Genomic DNA, 21,723 nt, shown 5'->3' on the forward strand with positions numbered 1-21,723 from the left:
CCATCTATTAATGCTGACTTTGAGCGAAATTCAAAAAAATCAAGCCGCCATTAATACTATTACTTTAACACCCCTGAGTCAATCCCAAATCAATCAATTAGTCGCTGATACCCTAAAAAGTACAGAAAATTTGGCATTACCCCTTTCACAATTAGTCTATCAAAAAACTCAAGGCAACCCATTCTTTGCCACCCAATTTCTCAAAGCCCTACACGAAGAAAATCTCATTCAGTTTAACTTGGAGTTAGGCTGTTGGCAATGCGATCTGTCCCAGATTAATCAACAAGCCTTGACCGATGATGTTGTAGAATTTATGGGGTTGCAGTTAGAGAAGTTAGCCTTAGCAACCCAGAATATTCTGAAGTTAGCCGCTTGTATTGGCAATCAGTTCGATCTCACAACATTAGCAATTGTTTCAGAACACTCAGAAGTAGAAACCGCAGCCAATTTATGGAAAGCATTGCAAGAAGGTTTGATTTTACCGATTGGTGATGTTTATAAATTTTATGTAGGGGCAGAAGGTCAAGCCGTTACTTCAGAAAAGTCTCAAAATGTTACCTACAATTTTTTACACGATCGCGTTCAACAAGCAGCCTATTCCCTAATTCCAGATGACCAAAAACAGGCGACTCATTACCAAATCGGACAACTGCTGCTGCAACAGATTTCCGAACAAGCAAGAGAAGACCGTATTTTTGAAATTGTCAATCAATTAAATCACGGAACTGTTTTAATTACCCAACCAACAGAACGAGAAGAATTAGCCCAACTCAATTTAATTGCCTGTCGCAAAGCTAAAACTTCAACCGCCTATCAAGCAGCGCGTGAATATGGTGCATTAGGATTATCTTTGTTAGGAGAAAATGCTTGGCAACAACAGTATGAAATCAGCCTCGCTTTTCATGAATTAGCGGCGGAAGTCGCCATGCTATGCGGTGACTTTGAAGCGATGGAACAGTTTATCGATATTGTCATCGAACAAGCACATTCTTTACTAGAACAGGTCAATGTTTACCGCATTAGAATTCAAGGTAAGACTTCCCAGAGCCAACTCGATGAAGTGTTGGCGATCGGCATCAATATCTTGCAACAGTTGGGCGCAAACATTATCGAATCACCTACACCCGCAGATATTCAACAGTCAATCCAAGAAATTAGCGAACTAATTGGCGATCGCCAAATTGCAGATTTTGTCTACCTCCCAGTGATGACAGATGCAAATAAAATCGCCATTACCCGGATTGCCAGCAGCATCATGGCAGCAGCTTACACCTGTGGATCTCTTTTGTATCCATTACTAGCTACCTTGTTAGTCAAATTATTCCTGCGGCACGGCAATATATCTGTTTCTGCTACTAACTATACTTGTTACAGCTTAGTTCTCTGTAATATGCAGAATATAGATTTAGCTACACAGTTTGGAAATTTGGCATTGAATGTGGCGGCAAAGTTCGATGATAAAGCAACTAAACTGGAAGTATTTTTCCTGCTGGGAAGTTTTATCCTCCACCGCAAATCTCACCTCAAAGAAATGTTACCCCTCTTGAGTGAGAGTTATACCCTTGGGCTAGAAGTTGGGAACCTGGAATACGCTGGATATGCGGTTCACAATTTATGTTTAATTTCTTCTTGGTGCGGTCAACCGCTTGCTAACTTGGAGGAAGATACACGCACTTACTACCATGCTTTAGTGCAACTGAAGCAATTGGGAGCAGCTAATTACTGTCTGATTTATTGGCAAGTGGTTTCAAATTTATTAGGTTTGGCAGAGCATCCCACCATCTTGTCTGGATCGGCTTTCCAAGAAACAGAATTTCTCCCCGGGTTGCAGTCGGCAAACGATATATGTGGATTATATGTTTTCCACTCATATAAGTTGATGCTTTGCTTTTTATTTGGGGAAGTTGAGCCAGCTAATAACAATGCCCTTGAGTGCAGAAACTATTTCATGGCGGGTGCAGGAACAGTTGCCGAACCTGCGTTTTATTTCTATGATTCTTTGGTAGCTCTAGAACTATTGAGTCAACCGTTAGGGGAAGTATCAACTCTATTAGAACGGGTGGCAGAAAACCAAACTAAGTTACAGCATTGGGCGGATTATGCACCCATGAATCACCAGCATAAAGTAGATCTCGTAGCAGCAGAAAAATGTCGAGTTTTAGGACAGAAATTCACAGCCATTGAGCTATACGATCGGGCTATCTTGGGAGCCAAAGAAAACGAATATATTCAAGAAGAAGCTTTAGCAAATGAATTAGCCGCTAAATTTTATCTCAATTGGAATAAACAAAAAATCGCTCAAATATATATGCAAGAAGCTTACTATTGTTATGCTCGTTGGGGTGCGAAAGCCAAAGTTGCTGACCTCGAAAAACGCTATCCCCAATTGCTTGCTCCCATCCTCCAGCAAACCAGTTCTCCCCTGTCAACTAACGAAACTATCTTCACACTGAGGAGTCTCACTTCTACCAGTTCCGCGACTTCCCAGAGTAGCAGTGTCTCTGGAACTCTAGATTTAGCTGCTATTCTTGAAGCTTCTCAAACGATCTCAGGCGAAATCGAACTGTCCAAACTGCTTTCATCATTGCTTTCTATTGTTATTGAAAATGCGGGGGCTGATAAATGCGTGTTAATGCTGTTGCGAGACCATCACCTGCTGATTAAAGGGTCAATTACTATAGGGACGCAGCCAGTTGTGTTGCAAAGCCTTCCTGTTGATGATAGCCAGGATATTCCGCTGAAGCTGATTTACAAAGTCAAGCATAACAGGCAGACCGTTGTGCTATTTGATGCCAGTGCCGATCCGACTTTAGCAAACGATTCTTATATCATGAGTCAGCAGCCTAAGAGTATTTTGTGCAGCCCGATTTTGCATCAAGGTAAGTTTAGGGGCATTTTATATCTAGAAAATAATTTAGTAACGGGGGCGTTTACAAGCGATCGCGTTGAGCTCCTCAATCTACTTTGCACTCAAGCTGCTATCTCCCTAGAAAATGCGCGACTTTACGAACAGGCGCAAACCTATTCTCAGCAGCTAGAGGAAGCCTTGCATGACTTGCAGCAAACTCAATTGCAAATGATTCAAAGCGAAAAGATGTCGGCTTTGGGTAACTTAGTTGCTGGCGTTGCTCATGAAATTAATAACCCCGTTGGCTTTATTGCTGGCAATTTGAATGAAGCTAAATGCACGGTTCAAGACTTAACGGAACATCTAAATTTATATCGCGAACGCGCCCTAGAAACAGAGATTGCCGACCATGCCGAAGATATCGATTTAGACTATATTATCGAAGACTTGCCCAAAATGATTGACTCGATGCAGTTGGGTTGCGATCGCATCAAAAGTATCAGCACTTCACTCCGCACCTTTTCTCGATCTGATAAAGACTACAAAGTGCCATTCAATATCCACGAGGGGATAGATAGCACGATCTTAATCCTCAAATATCGATTGAAAGCGAACGATGAGCGACCCGCCATTGAAGTAGTCAAAGACTATGGGAATATTCCAGCGATCGAATGTTTCCCTGGACAGCTTAACCAGGTGTTTATTAACATTCTTGCCAATGCGATCGATGCCTTGGAAGAATCAAATATTGGGCGGAGTTTTGCAGAAATTAAGGCTAATCCCAATCGCATTACTATTCACACTACTTTAGTAGATAATCAGGTCAAGATTAGTATTGCTGATAACGGTTATGGAATGACTGAATCAGTCAAAGGAAAGATATTTGACCACTTATTTACAACCAAAGCCGTTGGTAAAGGCACGGGATTGGGGTTAGCGATCGCGCAGCAAATTGTCGTCGAAAAACATCAGGGACAAATTACGGTTAATTCTGTACCTAGTGAGGGTACTGTGTTTGAGATTGCTCTCCCTGTTAAATAATAGAATATAATTAGGAATAAAGCCAGATCGGACAAGCTGTATAATATTCTAATTCAAAGGTTGTCTAATAGAGTAGGAAAGAATTATGAACCCGCACCCCAATTTATCAGGCTATCAAATAACAGAAGAACTTTATATAGGTACTCGTACCCTCGTCTATCGCGGTATCCGTACTAACGACCAACAACCAGTAGTTATCAAACTACTACGAAATGAGTACCCCAACTTCAACGAAATTATCCTATTTCGCAACCAATATACCATTACTAAAAATCTCGACTTCTCTCATATCATCAAACCACTGACTTTAGAAGTCTACCAAAATAGCTATGCCTTAGTCATGGAAGATTTTGGGGGAATTTCCCTCTCAACTTATCGATTGATGGCAAAAGATGCCAGCCAAATCAATAAAATTTTACCGATAGCAGAATTTCTCCAAATTGCCATCCAACTGACAGTTATTCTCCACTATCTCTACCAAAACCGCATCATTCACAAAGATATTAAACCTGCTAATATTCTCATTAATCCAGATACGAAAGAAGTCAAATTAATTGACTTTAGTATTTCTTCCCTGCTACCACGAGAAACACAGGAAATCCAAAATCCCAATGTCTTAGAAGGAACCTTAGCCTATATCTCTCCCGAACAAACCGGGAGAATGAATCGAGGGATTGACTATCGGAGTGACTTTTATTCTCTGGGAGTGACATTTTATGAATTGTTGACAGGAGAATTACCCTTTGTCTCAGCAGATGCAATGGAATTAGTCCATTGTCATTTGGCAAAACAGGCGATAACTATTCACGATATTAATCCTCAACTTCCCCTGCTTTTGTCAGAAATTGTTAGTAAATTAATGGCAAAAAATGCCGAAGACCGCTATCAAACTGCTTTGGGAATTAAGCATGACTTAGAAATTTGTTTAGAACAATTACAAACAACAGGTAAGATAGAAACCTTTAAACTAGGACAGCGAGATATTAGCGATCGCTTTATCATTCCCGACAAACTCTATGGACGAGAGGCTGAAGTAAAAACTCTATTACAAGCCTTTGAAAGAGTCGCTAACCCCCCTATCGGGGGAGATAGAGGGGTAGAAATCATGCTAGTAGCTGGATTTTCGGGAATTGGCAAAACTGCGATTATCAACGAAGTTCATAAACCGATTGTCCGCCAACGCGGTTATTTTATCAAAGGTAAATTCGATCAATTTCAACGGAATATTCCTTTGAGTGCATTTGTGCAAGCCTTTCGAGATTTAATCGGACAATTATTAACAGAAAGCGATGCACAGATTCAGCAATGGAAAACCCAAATATTATCAGCATTGGGAGATAATGGGCAAGTCATTATTGAAGTCATTCCAGAACTAGAAATAATTATTGGTCAACAACCACCCACACCCGAATTATCAGGAAGTGCGGCCCAAAATAGATTTAATTTATTATTTCAAAAATTCACCCAAGTTTTTACCAGTGCAGAACATCCATTAGTAATATTCCTTGATGATTTACAATGGGCCGATTCAGCATCGCTGAACTTAATGCAGCTTTTAATAGCTGATATCGGTCATCTTTTATTAATTGGTGCGTACCGCGATAACGAAGTCAACCCAGGACATCCTTTGATGTTGACTTTGAGCGAGATGCAAAAAAAACAAGCAACGATTAATACGATTACTTTAGCACCACTCAATCAAGTCACAGTCAATCAGTTAATTGCTGACACACTTAAATGTCCAGAAAGTTCGGCATTACCTCTTTCTCAATTGGTATTTCAGAAAACCAAAGGAAATCCGTTTTTTGCGACCCAATTTCTCAAAGCATTGTATCAAGATGGACTGATTCAATTCACCCCCCCAACCTCCTCCGATCGTGGGGAAGCTAAGGGGGGATGGCAATGTGACATTGCACAAGTGAATCAGCTTGCGGTTACAGATGATGTTGTGGCTTTTATGGCATTACAGTTAGGAAAACTGCCGACCTCAACTCAAAAGATATTGCAGTTAGCTGGTTGTATTGGTAATCACTTTGATTTAGCAACTTTGGCAATTGTTTCAGAACAGTCAGAGGTGGAAACGGCAGGGGATTTATGGAAAGCATTACAAGAAGGGCTGATTTTACCGCTAAGCGATGTTTATAAGTTTTATCAGGAAGAAGAAAATGAGAGACTGGTAGTGGAGAATGAAAATACCACTAAAAAAATAGCCAAATATAGATTTTTACATGACCGAGTACAGCAAGCTGCTTACTCATTGATTCCCAGTCATCAAAAAACAGCAACTCATCTGAAAATTGGACAATTACTTCAACAAAATTTATCCGAGCTAGAGCGTGAGAAAAAACTATTTGATATTGTCGGACATTTGAATTTAGGAATTGAGTTAATTACTCAACCAAGCGAATGCCAAGCATTAGCTCAACTGAATTTGCAAGCGGGAGTGAAAGCCAGAAATTCTACAGCATACGCCGCAGCCAGAGTTTATTTGCAAACAGGAATCAAGCTACTGGAGACAAACTGCTGGCAACATCAGTATGAATTGACTCTCAATCTGTATGTTATGGCGGGGGAAATTGCCTATTTGAATGGTGACTTTGAGGGCATGGAACAGATAGCAGAATTAGTATTACAGGAAGCACTGACAATTTTCGACAAAATTAAAATTTATGAAGTTCAAATTGCAGCGCAAGTTTTACAAAGTAATGTGTTAGAAGCGATCGCAGTTGGTAGAAAAGCATTAGGGGAATTAGGGGTGGAACTGCCTACAGAAGCTGACGCAGCTAAGACTAGCAAAATGCTACAAATCCTTACCACGCAACTCGAAGGTAGACAAGTTGAAGACTTGATCGATCTGCCATTAATGACCGATCCTACTACTCAGGCAGCCCTAGAAGTGCTGGGAATATTGTTTTCCCCAATTATCCAAGGAATACCCGCTTTATTACCTTGGCTAAGTTCGATGATGGTGAGTTTGTCTCTCAGATCGGGCAATACTGCGGCATCAATTACTGGGTATGGGATTCATGGGATGGTATTGTGTGCTTTCTTAGAAGATACTTCCGCAGGCTATGCTTTTGGTAAATTGGCTCTAAGTTTACTAGAAAAATTTCATACCCAAAAGATTAAACCCATTGTCTTGTCTCTATTTGGCTGCTTTATTCAACATTCCCAAGAGCGATTGGATGCCACAGCTCCGACGCTGAAAGCCGCCTACCGTGCTGGCATAGAAACTGGAGATTTTTTACAAGCTGGTTTTTCTCTTAGTGGTCAAAGTAGTAACAGATTCTTTAGTGGTGAAGAACTGCATAGTTTGATCCAGGATCTCGCTGACTATGATGTAGCTTTGGCTCAGGTGAAACAATATTCTGCTCAAGTATACCTAAATCTGGGAAAACAAGCAGCAGAAAACTTGATTGAATTAGTCAGTCAACCCCATTGCTTAATTGGCAATACCTACAATGAAACATTGATGCTACCTAAACACCAGCAGGATCATGACCTAATAGCAATCGCCCAAGCCTATATCTACAAATTGTTGCTTGCTTACTATTTTGGGAATTATCCAGATGCACGCAATTATATTAGCCAAGCCAAGCTGTGTTTGATGGCTGTATCAGCATCGATTTTTGTGCCGATTTTCCATTTTTATGCTGCTTTAACTTATCTAGCACTTTTCCCCACCCAGCCAGAATCGGAGCAAGCCGAATTACTTGATGCTGCTACCACCCATCAAAAGATTCTGCATCAGTGGGCGCAAAATGCTCCGATGAATCACTTGCATAAATGGTATTTAGTTGAGGCTGAACGTTATCGAGTTTTGGGTGAAAAATTCGCAGCCAGTGAGTGTTATGACCGAGCCATAAATCTTGCTAAAGAACATCAGTTCGTACAGGAAGAAGCCTTAGCTAATGAACTGGCAGCTAAATTCTACTTCGACTGGGGTAAACAGCGCATTGCTGGGGAATACATGACAAACGCCTACTATGGCTATACTCGTTGGGGTGCTAAAGCTAAAGTTACTAACTTGGAAACATATTATCCCCAACTGCTTGCTCCCATCCTCCAACAAATTCGTTCTCCTCTCTCCACTCACGAAACTCTCTTCACATTGGGGAGTGTCACCTACACCAATGGAGTCACTTCTAGCAATAGTAGTGTCTCTGTGGCTTTAGATTTAGCGGCTATTCTCAAAGCTTCTCAAACGATATCAGGCGAAATCGAACTATCTAAATTGCTTTCATCATTGCTTTCTATTGTTATTGAAAATGCGGGGGCTGATAAATGCGTGTTAATGCTGTTGCGAGACGATCGCTTGCTAATTAAAGGTTCAATTACTGTAGGGACGCAGCCAGTTGTTTTGCAAAGCCTTCCTGTTGATGATAGCCAGGACATTCCTCTGAAGTTGATTTACAAAGTCAAGCACAGCAGGCAGACCGTTGTGTTGTTTGATGCCACGATCGATCCGACTTTGGCCAATGACCCTTATATTATTCGTCAGCAGCCTCAGAGTATTTTGTGTAGCCCGATTTTAAATCAAGGGCAGTTGATTGGAGTTTTATATCTAGAAAATAATGTAACTGTGGGGGCGTTTACGAGCGATCGCATAGAAGTCCTGAATCTAATTTGCGCTCAAGCTGCTATCTCTTTAGAAAATGCCCGTTTATATGAAGCGGCACAACAAGCCTTGGTCGATCTCAAACACGCCCAACTCACCATCGTGCAAAGCGAAAAGATGTCAGCACTGGGTAATTTAGTAGCTGGCGTTGCCCATGAGATTAATAACCCCGTTGGCTTTATTGCTGGCAATATTCAACCTGCCTTAGATTATATCAACTATTTGTTGGGATTGATTAATCTATTTCAGCAAGAATACCCTAATTATAGTGCAGTAATTCAAAAAGAAATAGAAGCCATCGATCTTGAGTATATTCGGGAAGATCTACCCAAATTAATCGGTTCGATGCAGGAAGGAGTGAAACGAATTCAAGATATTAGCACTAGCTTAAGAACTTTCTCCCGTGCGGATACCAACCATCCCGTTGCCTGCAATATCCACGATGGGATTGATAGTACCATTATGATCCTCAAACATCGTCTGAAAGCCAATGAAAATCGCCCCGAAATCAAGGTGATTAAAGAGTATGGGAATTTACCCCAAATTGAATGCTATGCGGGACAGTTAAATCAAGTATTTATGAATTTATTGACAAATGCCATTGATGCTGTAGAAGACTCAAACCAAGGGCGTAAGTATACAGAAATTAATAATAAAATTATTGTTAAAACTGAGTTTTTAGATGACAAAAAACAGGCAATAATTCGGATTAAAGATAATGGGATTGGCATGAGTGCGGAGGTACAGTCGAAGATTTTTAATCATTTATTTACGACGAAAGCAGTTGGGAAAGGTACAGGATTGGGATTAGCGATCGCACGGCAGATCGTTGAAGAAAAACACCAAGGTAGCATCACTGTCAATTCTCTCCCTAGTGAAAGTACTGTGTTTGAGATCACTATCCCTGTTAAATAATAGAATACAATAGAGTCGAAGATTATACAACAAATTTGGAACAATACCAAATTAACGATCGCTAAAAACATCAGGGCTTGCTCACCTTTTTCGGTAAATCTCCAAGTACACCATTCTTAATGTCTAACGTGAATCCAAATAAAACTATACCTTTACGACTTGTACTAATAGTTCCGTTTGTGTTGCAAGTCTTTGCCGCAGTTGGACTGACTGGCTATCTGTCCCTGCGAAATGGACAGAAAGCCGTCAATGATGTTTCTAGTCAGTTGCGTCAAGAGATGAGCGATCGCATTAATCTGCAAGTTCTAACCTATTTGGAAAGACCTTATATTGCCGGACAAGTGTTTGTGGCGCAGGCTGAGGATAATCAGCTTGATTTAAAAGATCTCACCAAACTGGAACGGACTTTTTGGCGGTTAGTTAGCCAAGATACAGTCGAATTCATGCAAATTGCCTTGGCTGACGGTACGAGTATCGCCTTAGAGAATACACCCAAGGACGGCATCGTTTCTCGTATTGGTCGCAAAGCGATTCTACCTCAGCGCGAAATCTACAGCCTGGACAATCGAGGTCAACGGATCGCCCTGATAGAAACTCAAGCAAAGTATGATGTCCCGACTCGACCCTGGTATAAGATTACACAAGAGATTAGAAAACCAAACTGGACAAAGCCCTACCTGGGTACCACCAATAAGCAAGCTTCAATCTCTCTATCCCAGCCCATATATAACGATAATAAAGAGTTATTGGGGGTTCAAAATAATCTCTTTCGGATTAGCAAGATTTATAATTTTCTCAAAAAGCTAAAGGTAGGTCAAACAGGACAAACGTTTATCATCGATCGAGCGGGCAACCTCATTGCCAGTTCCACGATCGAAACCCCTTACATAATTGACGCTAAAAAAAAGGAACTCCAACAAATTCCTGCCGTCAAGTCTGAAAGTTCTGCAATTAGTGCCACAGCGCAAGCAATCCTCGATCGATTTGGTAACTTTAACGCCATTACACAGAGTCAACAGCTTGATTTTATGCTGGCAAATCAGCGACATTTTGTACAAGTTTCAGCCATTCAAGATGAACGAGGCATTGATTGGTTGAGCGTCATTGTAGTGCCTGAATCAGATTTCATGGCACAAATTGATGCCAACACCCGCACCACTATTCTGCTCTGTTTGGGCGCGTTAGGTTTGGCAACTATTCTGGGTATCTATACCTCACGTTGGATTACCAGTCCCATCCTGAAATTGCAAAAGGCAAGTGAAGCGATCGCCTCTGGTGCTCTTGACCAAACAGTGGAAGTCAAAGGTATTGATGAATTAGAAGCACTGGCTGGTTCTTTTAACCAAATGGCAGGACAATTGCGAACTTCCTTTACAGAACTAGAAACTCGTGTAAAAGAACGCACAGCCGAACTCACTATTGCCAAAGAAGCAGCCGATAACGCCAACCAAGCCAAGAGCGATTTTCTAGCCAATATGAGCCACGAACTCCGCACACCTTTGAACGGAATTCTCGGCTATGCCCAAATTCTAGGACGTGCTAAAACTCTACCCGAAAAAGAACGTCATGGTGTGAGTATTATTCACCAATGCGGCTCTCATTTATTAACATTAATTAACGACGTTTTAGACCTTTCCAAAATCGAAGCCCGCAAACTAGAACTTACCCCCAAAGCCATTCATTTACCATCCTTTTTGCAAGGAGTAGTCGAAATCTGTCGAGTGCGTTCAGACCAAAAAGGTATCGAGTTCATTTATCAACCAGATATCAACTTACCCACAGGAATTATAACTGACGAAAAACGACTCCGCCAAGTGCTACTCAATCTCTTAGGAAATGCGATTAAATTCACCGATAAAGGCAGCATCACCCTGAAGGTAGAAGTGATAGCATCAAATGCAACTATGCCATTGCCTCAGCTTAAATTCCAAGTTTTAGATACAGGAGTTGGCATCGCCTCTGACCAAGTAAACAAACTTTTCCAAGAATTTGAACAAGTAGGCGATCGCAAACGCCAAGCTGAAGGCACGGGCTTAGGTTTAGCCATCAGTCAAAAAATTGTAGAATTGATGGGCGGAAAAATTGAAGTTGAAAGCCATCTGGGAATAGGAAGTAACTTTTACTTTCAAGTAGCACTGCCAATTGCCACCGATTGGGCACAAAAAAATTCAGTCAAAGACGGGCGCACAATTATCGGCTATGAAGGGCAACCGCGCCACATATTGATCGTAGATGACCGTTGGGAAAATCGGTCAGTTTTGGCGAACTTGCTAGAGCCTCTAGGGTTCACATTTACTGAAGCAGAAAATGGTCAAGAATGCTTAGAAAAAGCTAGAAAAAAACTGCCAGATTTAGTTATAACTGACTTAGCAATGCCAGTAATGAATGGCTTTGAAATGCTCAAACAGTTACGAAATTCGGAGGATATCAAGCATTTACGGGTGATAGTATCTTCGGCATCTGTATCAGAAATAGACCAGCAGAAAAGCTTAGATATGGGTGGAGATGACTTTCTAACTAAACCCGTTGATGCAGAGGAGTTATTGACTTTACTGGCCAAACATTTACAACTCACTTGGAAATATGATGCCAATGAGTTAAGCACAAGCGACAATGAAGAATCTACTAAAGAGATAATTCCACCATCGGCGGCGGACTTGCAAATTTTACTAGAACTGGCACAGGATGGCTTGCTCAGAGAACTGGCAGAAACCGCTGATAAAATTGGAAAAAAAGATCGCTGCTATCAGACATTTATTCAGGAAGTAATACAATTAGCTAAGCAATTCCAAACTGAGAAGATTGAAGCATTAATTCAACAACATCTCACTAATATATGACTTACGCAAAATGATCGGTAACGCCGCCAACAAGAGCGGTGACAATACCACCAAGATGGCGACCCTATTGCGCTTGTGCGTAAGTCCTGTAATACTTAACACTTGGAGAACTATGACCATAAAAACAGGTTTAACTGGCTTAATTTTAATCGTTGATGATACTCCCACAAATCTGGATGTCATCTCAGAAGCGTTGAGTAATGCGGGGTATAAGGTGGCGTTCGCTACCAGTGGCGAACGCGCCCTACAACAAGTTGAGCGGCGACCTCCCGATCTGATTTTACTGGATGTAATGATGCCAGGAATTGATGGATTTGAAACCTGTAAACGCCTGAAAGCTAATGAAAAGACGTGCGATATTCCGGTTATGTTTATGACCGCCCTGGCTGATGTAGACAATAAAGTTAAAGGGCTGAAACTTGGTGCAGTAGACTACGTTACTAAGCCCTTTCAAGAACAAGAAGTGTTAGCGCGGGTGAAAACCCATTTACAGTTACGTCTCTTAACTCAAAATTTAGAACAGCAAGTTGTGGAAAAAACTGCGGAATTACAAGCCGCTCAGATCCAAATTATTCAACGCGAAAAATTGTCAGCTTTGGGGAATTTGGTGGCTGGTGTTGCCCACGAAATTAATAATCCAGTTGGCTTTATTTCAGGCAATATTCAACCGGCTTTAGACTACATCCAAGATTTGTTTGGATTGCTGGATTTAGTTCAGCAAGAATCTGCTAATTTCAGTGCGGCAATTCAAGAAGAAATTGAAGCGATTGACCTTGAATACATCCGTGAAGACTTACCAAAGTTAGTGAGTTCGATGCAAGAAGGAGTAAACCGGATTAAAGATATTAGCATCAGCTTGCGGACATTTTCTCGTGCTGATAGCGATCGCGCTGTAGCCTGCAATATCCACGATGGGATTGATAGTACAATTATGATTCTCAAACATCGCCTGAAAGCTTCTGATACTCGCCCAGAGATTCAAGTTATCAAAGAGTATGGCGATCTACCTCAAGTAGAATGTTATGCCGGACAATTAAATCAGGTATTTATGAATATATTAAGTAATGCTATTGATGCTTTAGAAGAATCAAATAGTGGACGTAGTTATGCAAAGGTTAAAATCAATCCTAATCAAATTATTATTAAGACAGAATTATCTGAAGATAGCCAGCAAGCAATAATTTATATCAAAGATAATGGTATTGGCATGAGTGATGGGTTACGACATAAGATTTTTGATGATTTATTTACTACCAAGGAAGTAGGAAAAGGTACAGGATTGGGATTGGCGATCGCGCGTCAAATTGTGGTTGAAAAACACTCTGGTATGGTAGAAGTAGACTCGAATTTAGGACAGGGTACAGAGTTTAGGATTCTTTTACCTGTCAAGGCATAAACCCTAGCAATTTATAAATTATCCCTATGTTACTCTGGTCAGAGAAACATAATAGGGAATTCCTTAACCTCCTCCGACGATAGTGACAATTTCTAAGCGATCGCCTTCTTGCATTTCGGTTTCTTCCCAAAATTGTCGGTGCAGTATCTCGCCGTTGTATTCCACTGCTACTAACCGGGGGTTTAATCCTAAATGTTGCAGTAGATTAGGGAGTTGGGTTTGCGGATCGCAGTTACGATTTTCTCCGTTAACTTGTAAGGTAATTTGATTAGACATAAGACTGGTTTAGAGAGTTTTGAGTTTTGAGTTTTGAGTAGATAGGACTTACGCATGGGGCTTAGAAACCGGGTTTTTTACCAAAATACTTCGTTACAGCCCATAGATTCGGTAAAAAACCCGGTTTCTTGGTTTTTTTATGCGATCGCAGTCACCGTTTAATAGACCTCTCCAAAAAAGGCTGTCAAAGGTAGGCAAGATGCCTGCTCTACAAGGTTTGGAGATTTCTAATATTTTACGTAAGTTATGAGAGATTTGGATAACTCTTTTAACTCAAAACTCAAAACTCAAAACTTTTTAAGAGTTTCCTGGCAGATTTTTCTGAGAGCGCATAGTTTGAACGCGAGTTAATTGTGAGATAAAATATTGAGTGACAAGGGTTGGCTGTTCAGCTTCCATCACAGAGCGCACTACTGCGATCCGATCTGCTCCCGCCTTCAATACTTCCTCAAGGTTATTGATATCAATTCCACCGATCGCGAACCAGGGAACTGTCGAATGTTCAACCGCATAGCGCACATAATCTAAACCTGCTGCTGATTTACCAGGTTTAGTCGGAGTTTCGTAAACGGGGCCGACTCCAATATAATCAGCTCCGTCTTTAATTGCTCGGTGCATTTCCTCCTTATTAGTAGTAGAACGGCCGATAATGCGTCCCGGGCCGAGTAACTGCCGCGCTAAACTAATGGGTATATCTTCCTGTCCGAGATGTACGCCGTCTGCACCTGTAGCGATCGCCAAATCAACGCGATCGTTGAGAATAAACAAAGCGCCGTAGCGATGGCAAAGTTCGCACAGCTTTTGTGCCTTATTCAGCCTAACAGTATCATCAGCGGATTTATCGCGGTACTGTACAATATTCAAACCGCCTTGCAAAGCCGCTTCTACGATCGCAAATAAATGTTCTGCGGGATTCGTTACCAAATAGAAGTGCGATCGCGTCAATTGCTGTTGTCGCCGATAAGCCAGCAAACTACTTTCCAAAGTATAAACCCGATAGCGCATCTGCTTAAAAGCCGATCCCATCTCAGGATTATAAATCTTACTGTACTCTTCAACTACTCGCAGCGCTTCTTCCACGCGGCAGAAATTCACCTGCAATAAACTTTCTATGCTCGATCGCTCTTCTTCTTGCGGGTGAGTTAAATCTGTACCAGGATCGCCTGGAGTATCCCGCGCAGTTCTGAGATCCACACTGTGCCAAGAAGCCAATTCCTGCCGTAATTGTTTGCATTCCTTAGCTAGCTCAACACTATTTAGACCAAACCGACACCATTCTTCAATAATCCTCAAGCCTTCGCGCGATCTATCTAGATTTGCGTCTAAAATCCGGCAGAGGGCTGGTTGCGCCAATATACTCTTACTGTGTTTATCGCCCATCAGAACCACCCTTATAATTTTTGATCACACCATTAACCCCCTATTCCTAGATAAACTTTACAATATAGCAACCGCCAAAGCAGTTATGACACTCGCTCATGGCTGGAACCCTCTTATTCTATTCCCTTCTTCCCTTCTTCCTGAGCATCGGAGCATCGGAGCATCGTAGTCCCTAGCTATAATCCTGTATCCTTGCCAGATTTCCCAACGGTGACACTTTCAAATTGTGCCATTAACAGATATAATCTTATAAATTTTTACCTTGTGATTTGACCGGATTCAAGATTAACAAAAGTGCAACGGTTAGTTAAACTACACCACACTTCGGAGGAGAGCCGTGAGTTTAGGAGAGGAACACAAGAGAGCGGGGGAGCGGGGGGGCAGAGGGGCAGGGGAGCGGGGGAGCAGAGGGGCAGGGGAGATGAGGAAGAAAAATCCTCCCCATCCTTCCCATCCTCCCTATCCCATGCGAGAAAGATTCTGCCGCCTTGCGCCGATATTTGCCACCGCTTTATTGGGCATACACGAGCCAGTTTTAGCGCAAGGAGTGCCGCCCTTGCAGCCATCTCAAGTTTCCCAGGGCCAACAGTTGTCTCAGACGAATATATTGTACGTCAGCGTGTCGGCAGGTAGCGATAGGAGTGGTAATGGTAGCGATCGCGCTCCTTTCCAAACCATTACCCGTGCTTTGAGCGTAGCTGAACCTAACACAACAATTTTACTAGGGCCCGGTACTTACAGCACCCAAACAGGCGAAACTTTTCCTCTGATTGTGAAAGCAAATGTGAGAATTCAGGGAGATCCCAACTCTCGCGGCCAAAATATCCTGATCCAAGGTGGGGGACAATTTCTCAGTCCAACTTCTGCTGGTCAAAATATCGCGATTTTAGCGGCTGATGGGGCGGGAATTACCGGAGTGACAGTCACGAATCCCAATTACCGAGGTTACGGTTTGTGGATTGAATCGAGCTCTCCGACGGTGGCGAACAATACTTTTACTGGAAACACTCACGATGGTATTTCTGTAGTTGGTAATTCTCGGCCAATAGTGCAGGGAAATTATTTCTCCAAAAATGGAGCTAACGGCATAACAATTTTTGGTCATTCTCAAGGGGAAATCCGAGACAATACTTTTGAAAATACTGGATTTGGGATTAATGTAGCCCAGTACGCAACACCGATGCTGATTGGCAACCGGATTACTTTTAATAAAGATGGGGTTGTGGTGCAAGCTTCAGCTAGACCGGTGTTGCGGGGGAATTATATTGAAAGAAATCAGCGGGATGGGGTAGTGGCGATCGCGCGATCGCTCCCAGACTTGGGAACTTCCGCAGAACCAGGGAGCAATGTGATCCGCAATAATGGTCGCTACGATGTCAACAGCACTGCGACTAGCGAAATTATTCCCGCTTACGGCAATCAATTAGTCAGTAACCGCACTGTTGGGCGGCTAGATATCGCGGGAACCTTTCGCCCCACAACTACTATTGTGCCGCCGTTAAATCGCGACGATCGCCCAATTATTGGGCCTGTGGCGGATTCGCAACCAGTATACAATCCCCCAGCTCCAACTCCCAGAAATGAGCCCAGGACTCCTCGACCCTTACCGATTCCTGTACCAACCGTAGGGAGCCAACCTACACCTTATCCTCGACCCTTACCGATTCCTGTACCAACCGTAGGGAGCCAACCTACACCCTCTCCTGGGCCCTTGCCGACGGTATCGTTACCACCAGTAGAAAATCGACCTGTACCCACTCCTCGGCCCTTACCGATTCCCATACCCAGAGCTCCAGAGCGATCGCCCATTCCCGCAGGAGCAGTCGAAATTCCAGTACCGACTCCTGAAAATAGTTCTACATCCTTTCCCGTGACGAGAGATGCGATCGCTACTTCTAATGAAAATCTCAGTCCGGTTTTCTCACAAGGTGTACTCCCTGTTCCCAGTTCCAGTATCCCCATCGGTAGCGGTGGTTATGTTCCCAATGGTTTGGGAGGTAGCAATTCTTTGTCTGAAGGGGAGCAAAATTCCTTGAGTGCAAACGGGGCCGTTTTGGGTTTGCGCTATCGGGTAATAGTTCAGGTTCAAGGAGAACGGGAGCTTGGGAGAGTGCGCGCGATCGCACCGGGTGCTTTTCGTACCTTTGTCAACGGGCAATCAGTGATGCAAGCGGGGGCTTTTCGGGAGCGAGAAAAAGCTGAGGCACTATTACAAATGTTTGTAGCTAATGGTTTAAATGCCAGAATTGAGGAAATGAAATAATTCTGTTAACTGTTAACTGTTAACTGTTAACGTTAATTGTTAACTTTAATTTGGGAAGTTAAATTGTCTAAAGCCTGAAAGTAAAGCAATTTAACTAATTTTAATCTCGGATTAAAATATTGCCCTGCAACAGATCGACTATATTTCTCACTTGCTGAAGAATCTGATAGAAAATCTCAATAGCACTCTGTATAAACTCAACATTAAGAGTCGAACGACTCAGCAGTAACTTGACACGAACCTCTGTGGGGATTCATCATAGAATTAACTACCTTTACAAGGGCGTGCTATTCATCCTCCAGCTAGATTTTAAGTTCTACTGACAGGTATAGAGCGTCGATTGGATTGAAATATTATTAGGAACATCAGTGATTACGCTTACCCTGCTGCATCCTACCCAGTCTGTGCCGGTTCAAAGCTGGAGTTTTGAATCTGAATCCGTAGTTCGGATTGGTCGAGCCACCGATAATGATGTAATTATTTACAGTGCTGTGGTTTCTCGACACCATGTAGAGCTATGGAAAAATCCTTCTGGTTGGGAAATTATTAATTTTGGTGCGAATGGAACCTATGTAGACGATCGCGCGATCGCTCAAGTACCTTTGGTCGATGGAATGATGATTCGTTTGGGTAATTCGGGGCCGAAAATTCGAGTACGGATGGAAGTACCAGCTCCAGAGCTCAGAAGAAAAACGCCTTTGTCTAGGCGAGCTTCTGGTAGTTTGACTGCTGATGCTGCACAAAAGAGGGAGAGTTTGGTTTCCAGCCGTTCGTCGATTGGAAAGGAGGGAACGATTATTTATACTGATGATGGATTTACTCAAACCGATTTTGAGTAAATTGGAGCGGGCGATCGCTTGACAATTCATCTTCAGCCTTTATAGTCCCATCTTCCGATTTATCTAGTAGCTACTCGGCATTTGCCACCGCATCTGTACCCACAAAACTTGCACTTTGACAAGCTCAGTTAACGCCTGCGCTGGTTAAACTTTTAGTTGTTCGCGCGACCATATTTAGCAATAAATCGATTACTATCATCCTCTTGATTCTTCAACCAAGTCCACATTTGATCGCCCAGAGAAAAATGCCACCACTCGTTAAAATGCTGTTTAAATCCTGCTGCAAACATCGCCTCTTTTAATAATTGCCGATTTTGATGATATTGCTGTTCTACTAGACTATTACTATTAGCAAAATAATCGGGATAGGAACGGGGGGAAACTTCATCAATGGCAGAACCCATATCAATTGGCTGATGATTTCGATTTACTATTGTCACATCTAAGGCTGCACCTGTACTATGAGGCGGCGGTGTAGTTGGATCGAGGCTAGGAACGGCCCAAAATTGATAAACTTGTTCTAGGATATGTTGGCGTTTCTCTTGAGAAATGGGGAATTTATAGCCTTGAGCTTTGGCAATTTCTGTAAATGTGTAATCTACCATAAATTGTTGGACTTCGACGGGGCGATAAGCATCGAATATCATAATTTTTGACTCTGGATGCTGTTGCTGAAGGTAAGTTTGAGCAGTAATTAAGCTATTAAGAACACCTTGGCGGAGGTAGTAAGGTGAATCTGCTTTGCTGGGGGGATAAGGTGCCCCTAATTTTTGGTAGGCGTGGGGAATTTCGATGGCAAATAGTTCTAAGGGAATGGGAACGAGGGGTTCGTTGCAATCGATTATGGGGATTTGTTGATAGGGTTTCATGGTACGATAATAAATCTAAATCGACCGTCCGGCAAGGGTTAAAACCCCTGGCTTTCGGATTAACAAGACTCACTGGCAATTCTTCCCAGACGTTTGAGAATCTGCAATACATCATAGAGTTGATTGCGACGTGGAGAAGGGAAAATACATTTGGCAAGGTTTGGGTCATAATATATTTATTTGTACGCAGATACTTTAAATGCTCAATTTAGATACTAGCACTGGGATTGCATTTATCTCTGAAGGTTCTCCGATCTACGCTCAGTTAAGGTTGTATGTACAAGGGCAACAAATGTTGATGGCTCAGACTGCTTTCGACGAGTTTATAAATATTGTTCAAAGCCGAGGTGGTATATTAGAACAAGGGAGAGCAAGCCGATTTCTACAAAGAGTGACTGTTATTCCTGATAATCCCTCTCCTAGAGCCTTAAACTTACAGGTAACACGAAGTTTAGGCGCAAATGATATAATAATTTTTGGAACTGGCGATCGGTTGGGTATCACAACTATGACCGCAGATGCTAAAGCTATTAGGGCTATAAGTGGTCAAGGGGTTGATTTTAGCGTATTTTGCCATCTTCCCTGCCGTTTAACAGGAAAATAACTATGCAAACTGAAGTTACTATTGCACCTTATTTGTTGAGTACCTATAAGCTGATTGAACGTGCTTTTCCTGATGGAATTAACCAGGAAGATTATCTGCCGCTTTTGGCACTCCTTTACGAGCAAATGTCGGATCGAAATTTAGCAGAAGTTGTCGCTTATTACACGGAAAAAGATTATTATAGTGTTCTGAATGATGTCTATAGCGTGCAGTCTAGTGATGTGCTAATTTCTAAGGTGAAAGAACGTTTACTTGCTTGCGGTTATGATGATTGGTTGCAAGAAGAATAGGCTACAGCAATTTTTTCCCCTGCGCTTAATTCAATTTGAGAAGCGCCTACATTAATAAAAATTTCGGCGCAATTTTGGGGAAGGTTGAAGCCTTCTAAACTGTAGCCGTCTTCTCCACTATTGGAGCTAGAGTGATAATCTACGATAGTTGCTACATCCCCTTTTTTAGGTTATACTCTGGATGTCTTGGCGCAAAGCTACTTGGGTAAAAAGATCTAATTTCATCGCTAAACCTTAATGTTACTTCAATTTGCTAAAATGTAAGTAGTTACAAATATGCGTACTAAGACCAATCCATTATAAGGGTAACAAGCTAATGCGTAAACAGACTATTCAATACACATCACCCTTAGATGCCTTAGTTGCCGTTGCCAAGCGACTCAGCTTGTACGAACACCAGCAAAAAATGGACTCGGAAGAATTTTTTAACCAATACAATCGGGGATTATTATCAGATGATGCTATATTTATAGAGTGGGCAAACGACTACCAGCATTATCTGGCTTTACATCAGGAATTAGCGCAACGACTGAATTATGCTGCTTAATATTTTATCTGATTATCTCGCTCAAGTCGAGCAAGCGATTCAACAATGCAGCAATGTTGATGTCGAACGCTATGAGGAAGAAGTTTTAAGCCCAAAACGGGCTAATTTGAGAATTAGATTGCGTTTCAATCAGACCTACCTATTGGAAATCAATGAAGCCATCATAGTTGTAGGCGATCGGTTAGAATTTCTCGATTATCGCTACCACTTTCAGGATGAACAAAATCAACTTGTTTTTCGCTATGATAGCACACCTCATTTTCCTAATCTACCCAAATTCCCGTATCACAAGCACTTGCCAGATGATGTAATTGCTGCTGAGAAACCTGAAATTATTGAAGTCCTGAAAGAAGTAACTTGGAATTTTTCCCTACCTCCTTAAGACGGAGCGCACCCATCGCGAAACCCAACGGAAAAAAATCGAAAATGAGTTGCCAATGTCTGCCTTTAGCTGCTGCCATTTCCTACTAAATTTACGGCGTTTTCTCAGTGCAGGTGTGCTAGGAAGTTCTAGGTATCTTTGCGGCTCAACTACGACTTTCATCCCGATATCTCGAATAGAATTATTGCAGTCTTCAACGTCTTTATCGAGTCCCATTGCTTGAAACAAGTTGCGGGCATTTTCATAAGCAGTAATAGCCTTCCATTTTTCATCGACTCTTGTTAAAGCATTACCTAAATTAAACCAGGCATTCGCTTCACCCCGGCGATCGCCGATTTCTCTGGCTATTTCCAACCGTTTCTGGTGATATTCAATCGCTAGGCGGTAGTCTCCCAGGGATTGGTAGGCATTGCCCAAATTCCCATAAGCTCCTCCCTCCCCACCGCGATCGCCTACTTCTCTGGCTATTTCCAAGTGTTTCTGGTGATATTCAATCGCCAGGCGGTAGTCTCCCAGGGATTTGTAGGCTTGCCCAAATTCCCATTAGCTCGTCCCTCCCCACCGCGATCGCCAATTTCTCTGGCTATTTCCAAGTGTTTCTGGTGATATTCAATC

Annotated in this window: 14 protein-coding genes; 10 read left to right on the forward strand and 4 right to left on the reverse strand. The window is 42.2% G+C overall.

From position 1 onward, the window contains the following. The 4 genes from OSCI_RS16530 to OSCI_RS16545 form a co-directional block, all read left to right on the forward strand. Positions 1-3,889: trifunctional serine/threonine-protein kinase/ATP-binding protein/sensor histidine kinase (locus OSCI_RS16530; RefSeq protein WP_039962432.1), on the forward strand; the 3,889-nt coding region annotated here is incomplete at its 5' end. Positions 3,890-3,974: 85 nt separating this feature from the next. Next, complete coding sequence (locus OSCI_RS16535; protein WP_007356179.1) at positions 3,975-9,422, forward strand: trifunctional serine/threonine-protein kinase/ATP-binding protein/sensor histidine kinase; 5,448 nt, start codon at positions 3,975-3,977, stop codon at positions 9,420-9,422. Between the two features lie 119 nt (positions 9,423-9,541). Further along, a complete protein-coding gene (locus tag OSCI_RS16540; protein ID WP_234708762.1) occupies positions 9,542-12,262 on the forward strand; it encodes a hybrid sensor histidine kinase/response regulator in 2,721 nt (906 codons plus the stop codon). 112 nt (positions 12,263-12,374) lie between these two features. Beyond that, the gene (locus OSCI_RS16545) at positions 12,375-13,658 is read left to right on the forward strand and encodes a hybrid sensor histidine kinase/response regulator (RefSeq protein WP_019487383.1); all 1,284 of its coding nucleotides are present in this window, start codon (positions 12,375-12,377) and stop codon (positions 13,656-13,658) included. Positions 13,659-13,721: 63 nt separating this feature from the next. Here the strand turns inward: OSCI_RS16545 and thiS are convergent, their stop codons facing one another. Next, positions 13,722-13,934 carry a sulfur carrier protein ThiS gene (gene thiS / locus OSCI_RS16550; protein WP_007356182.1) on the reverse strand — a complete coding sequence of 71 codons (213 nt, stop codon included), beginning with the start codon at positions 13,932-13,934 and terminating at the stop codon, positions 13,722-13,724. 297 nt (positions 13,935-14,231) lie between these two features. Further along, a complete protein-coding gene (locus OSCI_RS16555; protein ID WP_007356183.1) occupies positions 14,232-15,314 on the reverse strand; it encodes a thiamine phosphate synthase in 1,083 nt (360 codons plus the stop codon). 337 nt (positions 15,315-15,651) lie between these two features. Between OSCI_RS16555 and OSCI_RS16560 the strand changes: the two genes are divergently transcribed. Both OSCI_RS16560 and OSCI_RS16565 read left to right on the forward strand, forming a co-directional pair. Next, positions 15,652-17,577: a DUF1565 domain-containing protein gene (locus tag OSCI_RS16560; protein WP_019487382.1), complete on the forward strand. Its 1,926-nt coding sequence runs from the start codon at positions 15,652-15,654 to the stop codon at positions 17,575-17,577. 368 nt (positions 17,578-17,945) lie between these two features. Next, a complete protein-coding gene (locus tag OSCI_RS16565; protein WP_007356185.1) occupies positions 17,946-18,416 on the forward strand; it encodes an FHA domain-containing protein in 471 nt (156 codons plus the stop codon). A 152-nt stretch (positions 18,417-18,568) separates the two neighbouring features. On the opposite strand, the gene OSCI_RS16570 is transcribed toward OSCI_RS16565, so the two are convergent. Continuing rightward, positions 18,569-19,285, reverse strand: coding sequence for a M15 family metallopeptidase (locus OSCI_RS16570; protein WP_007356186.1), 717 nt, complete (start codon positions 19,283-19,285; stop codon positions 18,569-18,571). A gap of 199 nt (positions 19,286-19,484) precedes the next feature. On the opposite strand from OSCI_RS16570, the gene OSCI_RS16575 reads away from it, so the two are divergent. The 4 genes from OSCI_RS16575 (at position 19,485) to tumE (ending at position 21,108) form a co-directional block, all read left to right on the forward strand. Then, entirely contained in the window at positions 19,485-19,889 is a 405-nt protein-coding gene (locus tag OSCI_RS16575; protein ID WP_007356187.1) for a DUF1308 domain-containing protein, read from the forward strand. A gap of 2 nt (positions 19,890-19,891) precedes the next feature. After that, positions 19,892-20,179 (forward strand): DUF3349 domain-containing protein, encoded by a 288-nt coding sequence (locus OSCI_RS16580; RefSeq protein WP_007356188.1) that lies wholly within the window; start codon positions 19,892-19,894, stop codon positions 20,177-20,179. Between the two features lie 316 nt (positions 20,180-20,495). Further along, on the forward strand, positions 20,496-20,726 hold the full coding sequence (tumA, locus tag OSCI_RS16585) for an antitoxin TumA (RefSeq protein WP_007356189.1): 231 nt from the start codon (positions 20,496-20,498) through the stop codon (positions 20,724-20,726). Further along, entirely contained in the window at positions 20,716-21,108 is a 393-nt protein-coding gene (tumE, locus tag OSCI_RS16590) for a toxin TumE (RefSeq protein ID WP_007356190.1), read from the forward strand. Before tumA ends, tumE begins: the two co-directional genes overlap by 11 nt. Here the strand turns inward: tumE and OSCI_RS16595 are convergent. Then, positions 21,097-21,582, reverse strand: coding sequence for a tetratricopeptide repeat protein (locus tag OSCI_RS16595; RefSeq protein ID WP_007356191.1), 486 nt, complete (start codon positions 21,580-21,582; stop codon positions 21,097-21,099). The two genes, tumE and OSCI_RS16595, sit on opposite strands and share 12 nt — an antisense overlap. Positions 21,583-21,723 lie beyond the last annotated feature (141 nt).

This window comes from Kamptonema sp. PCC 6506 (assembly GCF_000180455.1).
Lineage (GTDB): Bacteria > Cyanobacteriota > Cyanobacteriia > Cyanobacteriales > Microcoleaceae > Kamptonema > Kamptonema formosum.

Coding starts and splice junctions, on each gene's coding strand:
- OSCI_RS16575 (WP_007356187.1), top strand. CDS start 19,485: ATGCTCAATTTAGATACTAGCACTGGGATTGCATTTATCTCTGAAGGT.
- OSCI_RS16570 (WP_007356186.1), bottom strand. CDS start 19,285: ATGAAACCCTATCAACAAATCCCCATAATCGATTGCAACGAACCCCTC.
- OSCI_RS16555 (WP_007356183.1), bottom strand. CDS start 15,314: ATGGGCGATAAACACAGTAAGAGTATATTGGCGCAACCAGCCCTCTGC.
- thiS (WP_007356182.1), bottom strand. CDS start 13,934: ATGTCTAATCAAATTACCTTACAAGTTAACGGAGAAAATCGTAACTGC.
- OSCI_RS16540 (WP_234708762.1), top strand. CDS start 9,542: ATGTCTAACGTGAATCCAAATAAAACTATACCTTTACGACTTGTACTA.
- OSCI_RS16545 (WP_019487383.1), top strand. CDS start 12,375: ATGACCATAAAAACAGGTTTAACTGGCTTAATTTTAATCGTTGATGAT.
- tumA (WP_007356189.1), top strand. CDS start 20,496: ATGCGTAAACAGACTATTCAATACACATCACCCTTAGATGCCTTAGTT.
- OSCI_RS16580 (WP_007356188.1), top strand. CDS start 19,892: ATGCAAACTGAAGTTACTATTGCACCTTATTTGTTGAGTACCTATAAG.
- tumE (WP_007356190.1), top strand. CDS start 20,716: ATGCTGCTTAATATTTTATCTGATTATCTCGCTCAAGTCGAGCAAGCG.
- OSCI_RS16535 (WP_007356179.1), top strand. CDS start 3,975: ATGAACCCGCACCCCAATTTATCAGGCTATCAAATAACAGAAGAACTT.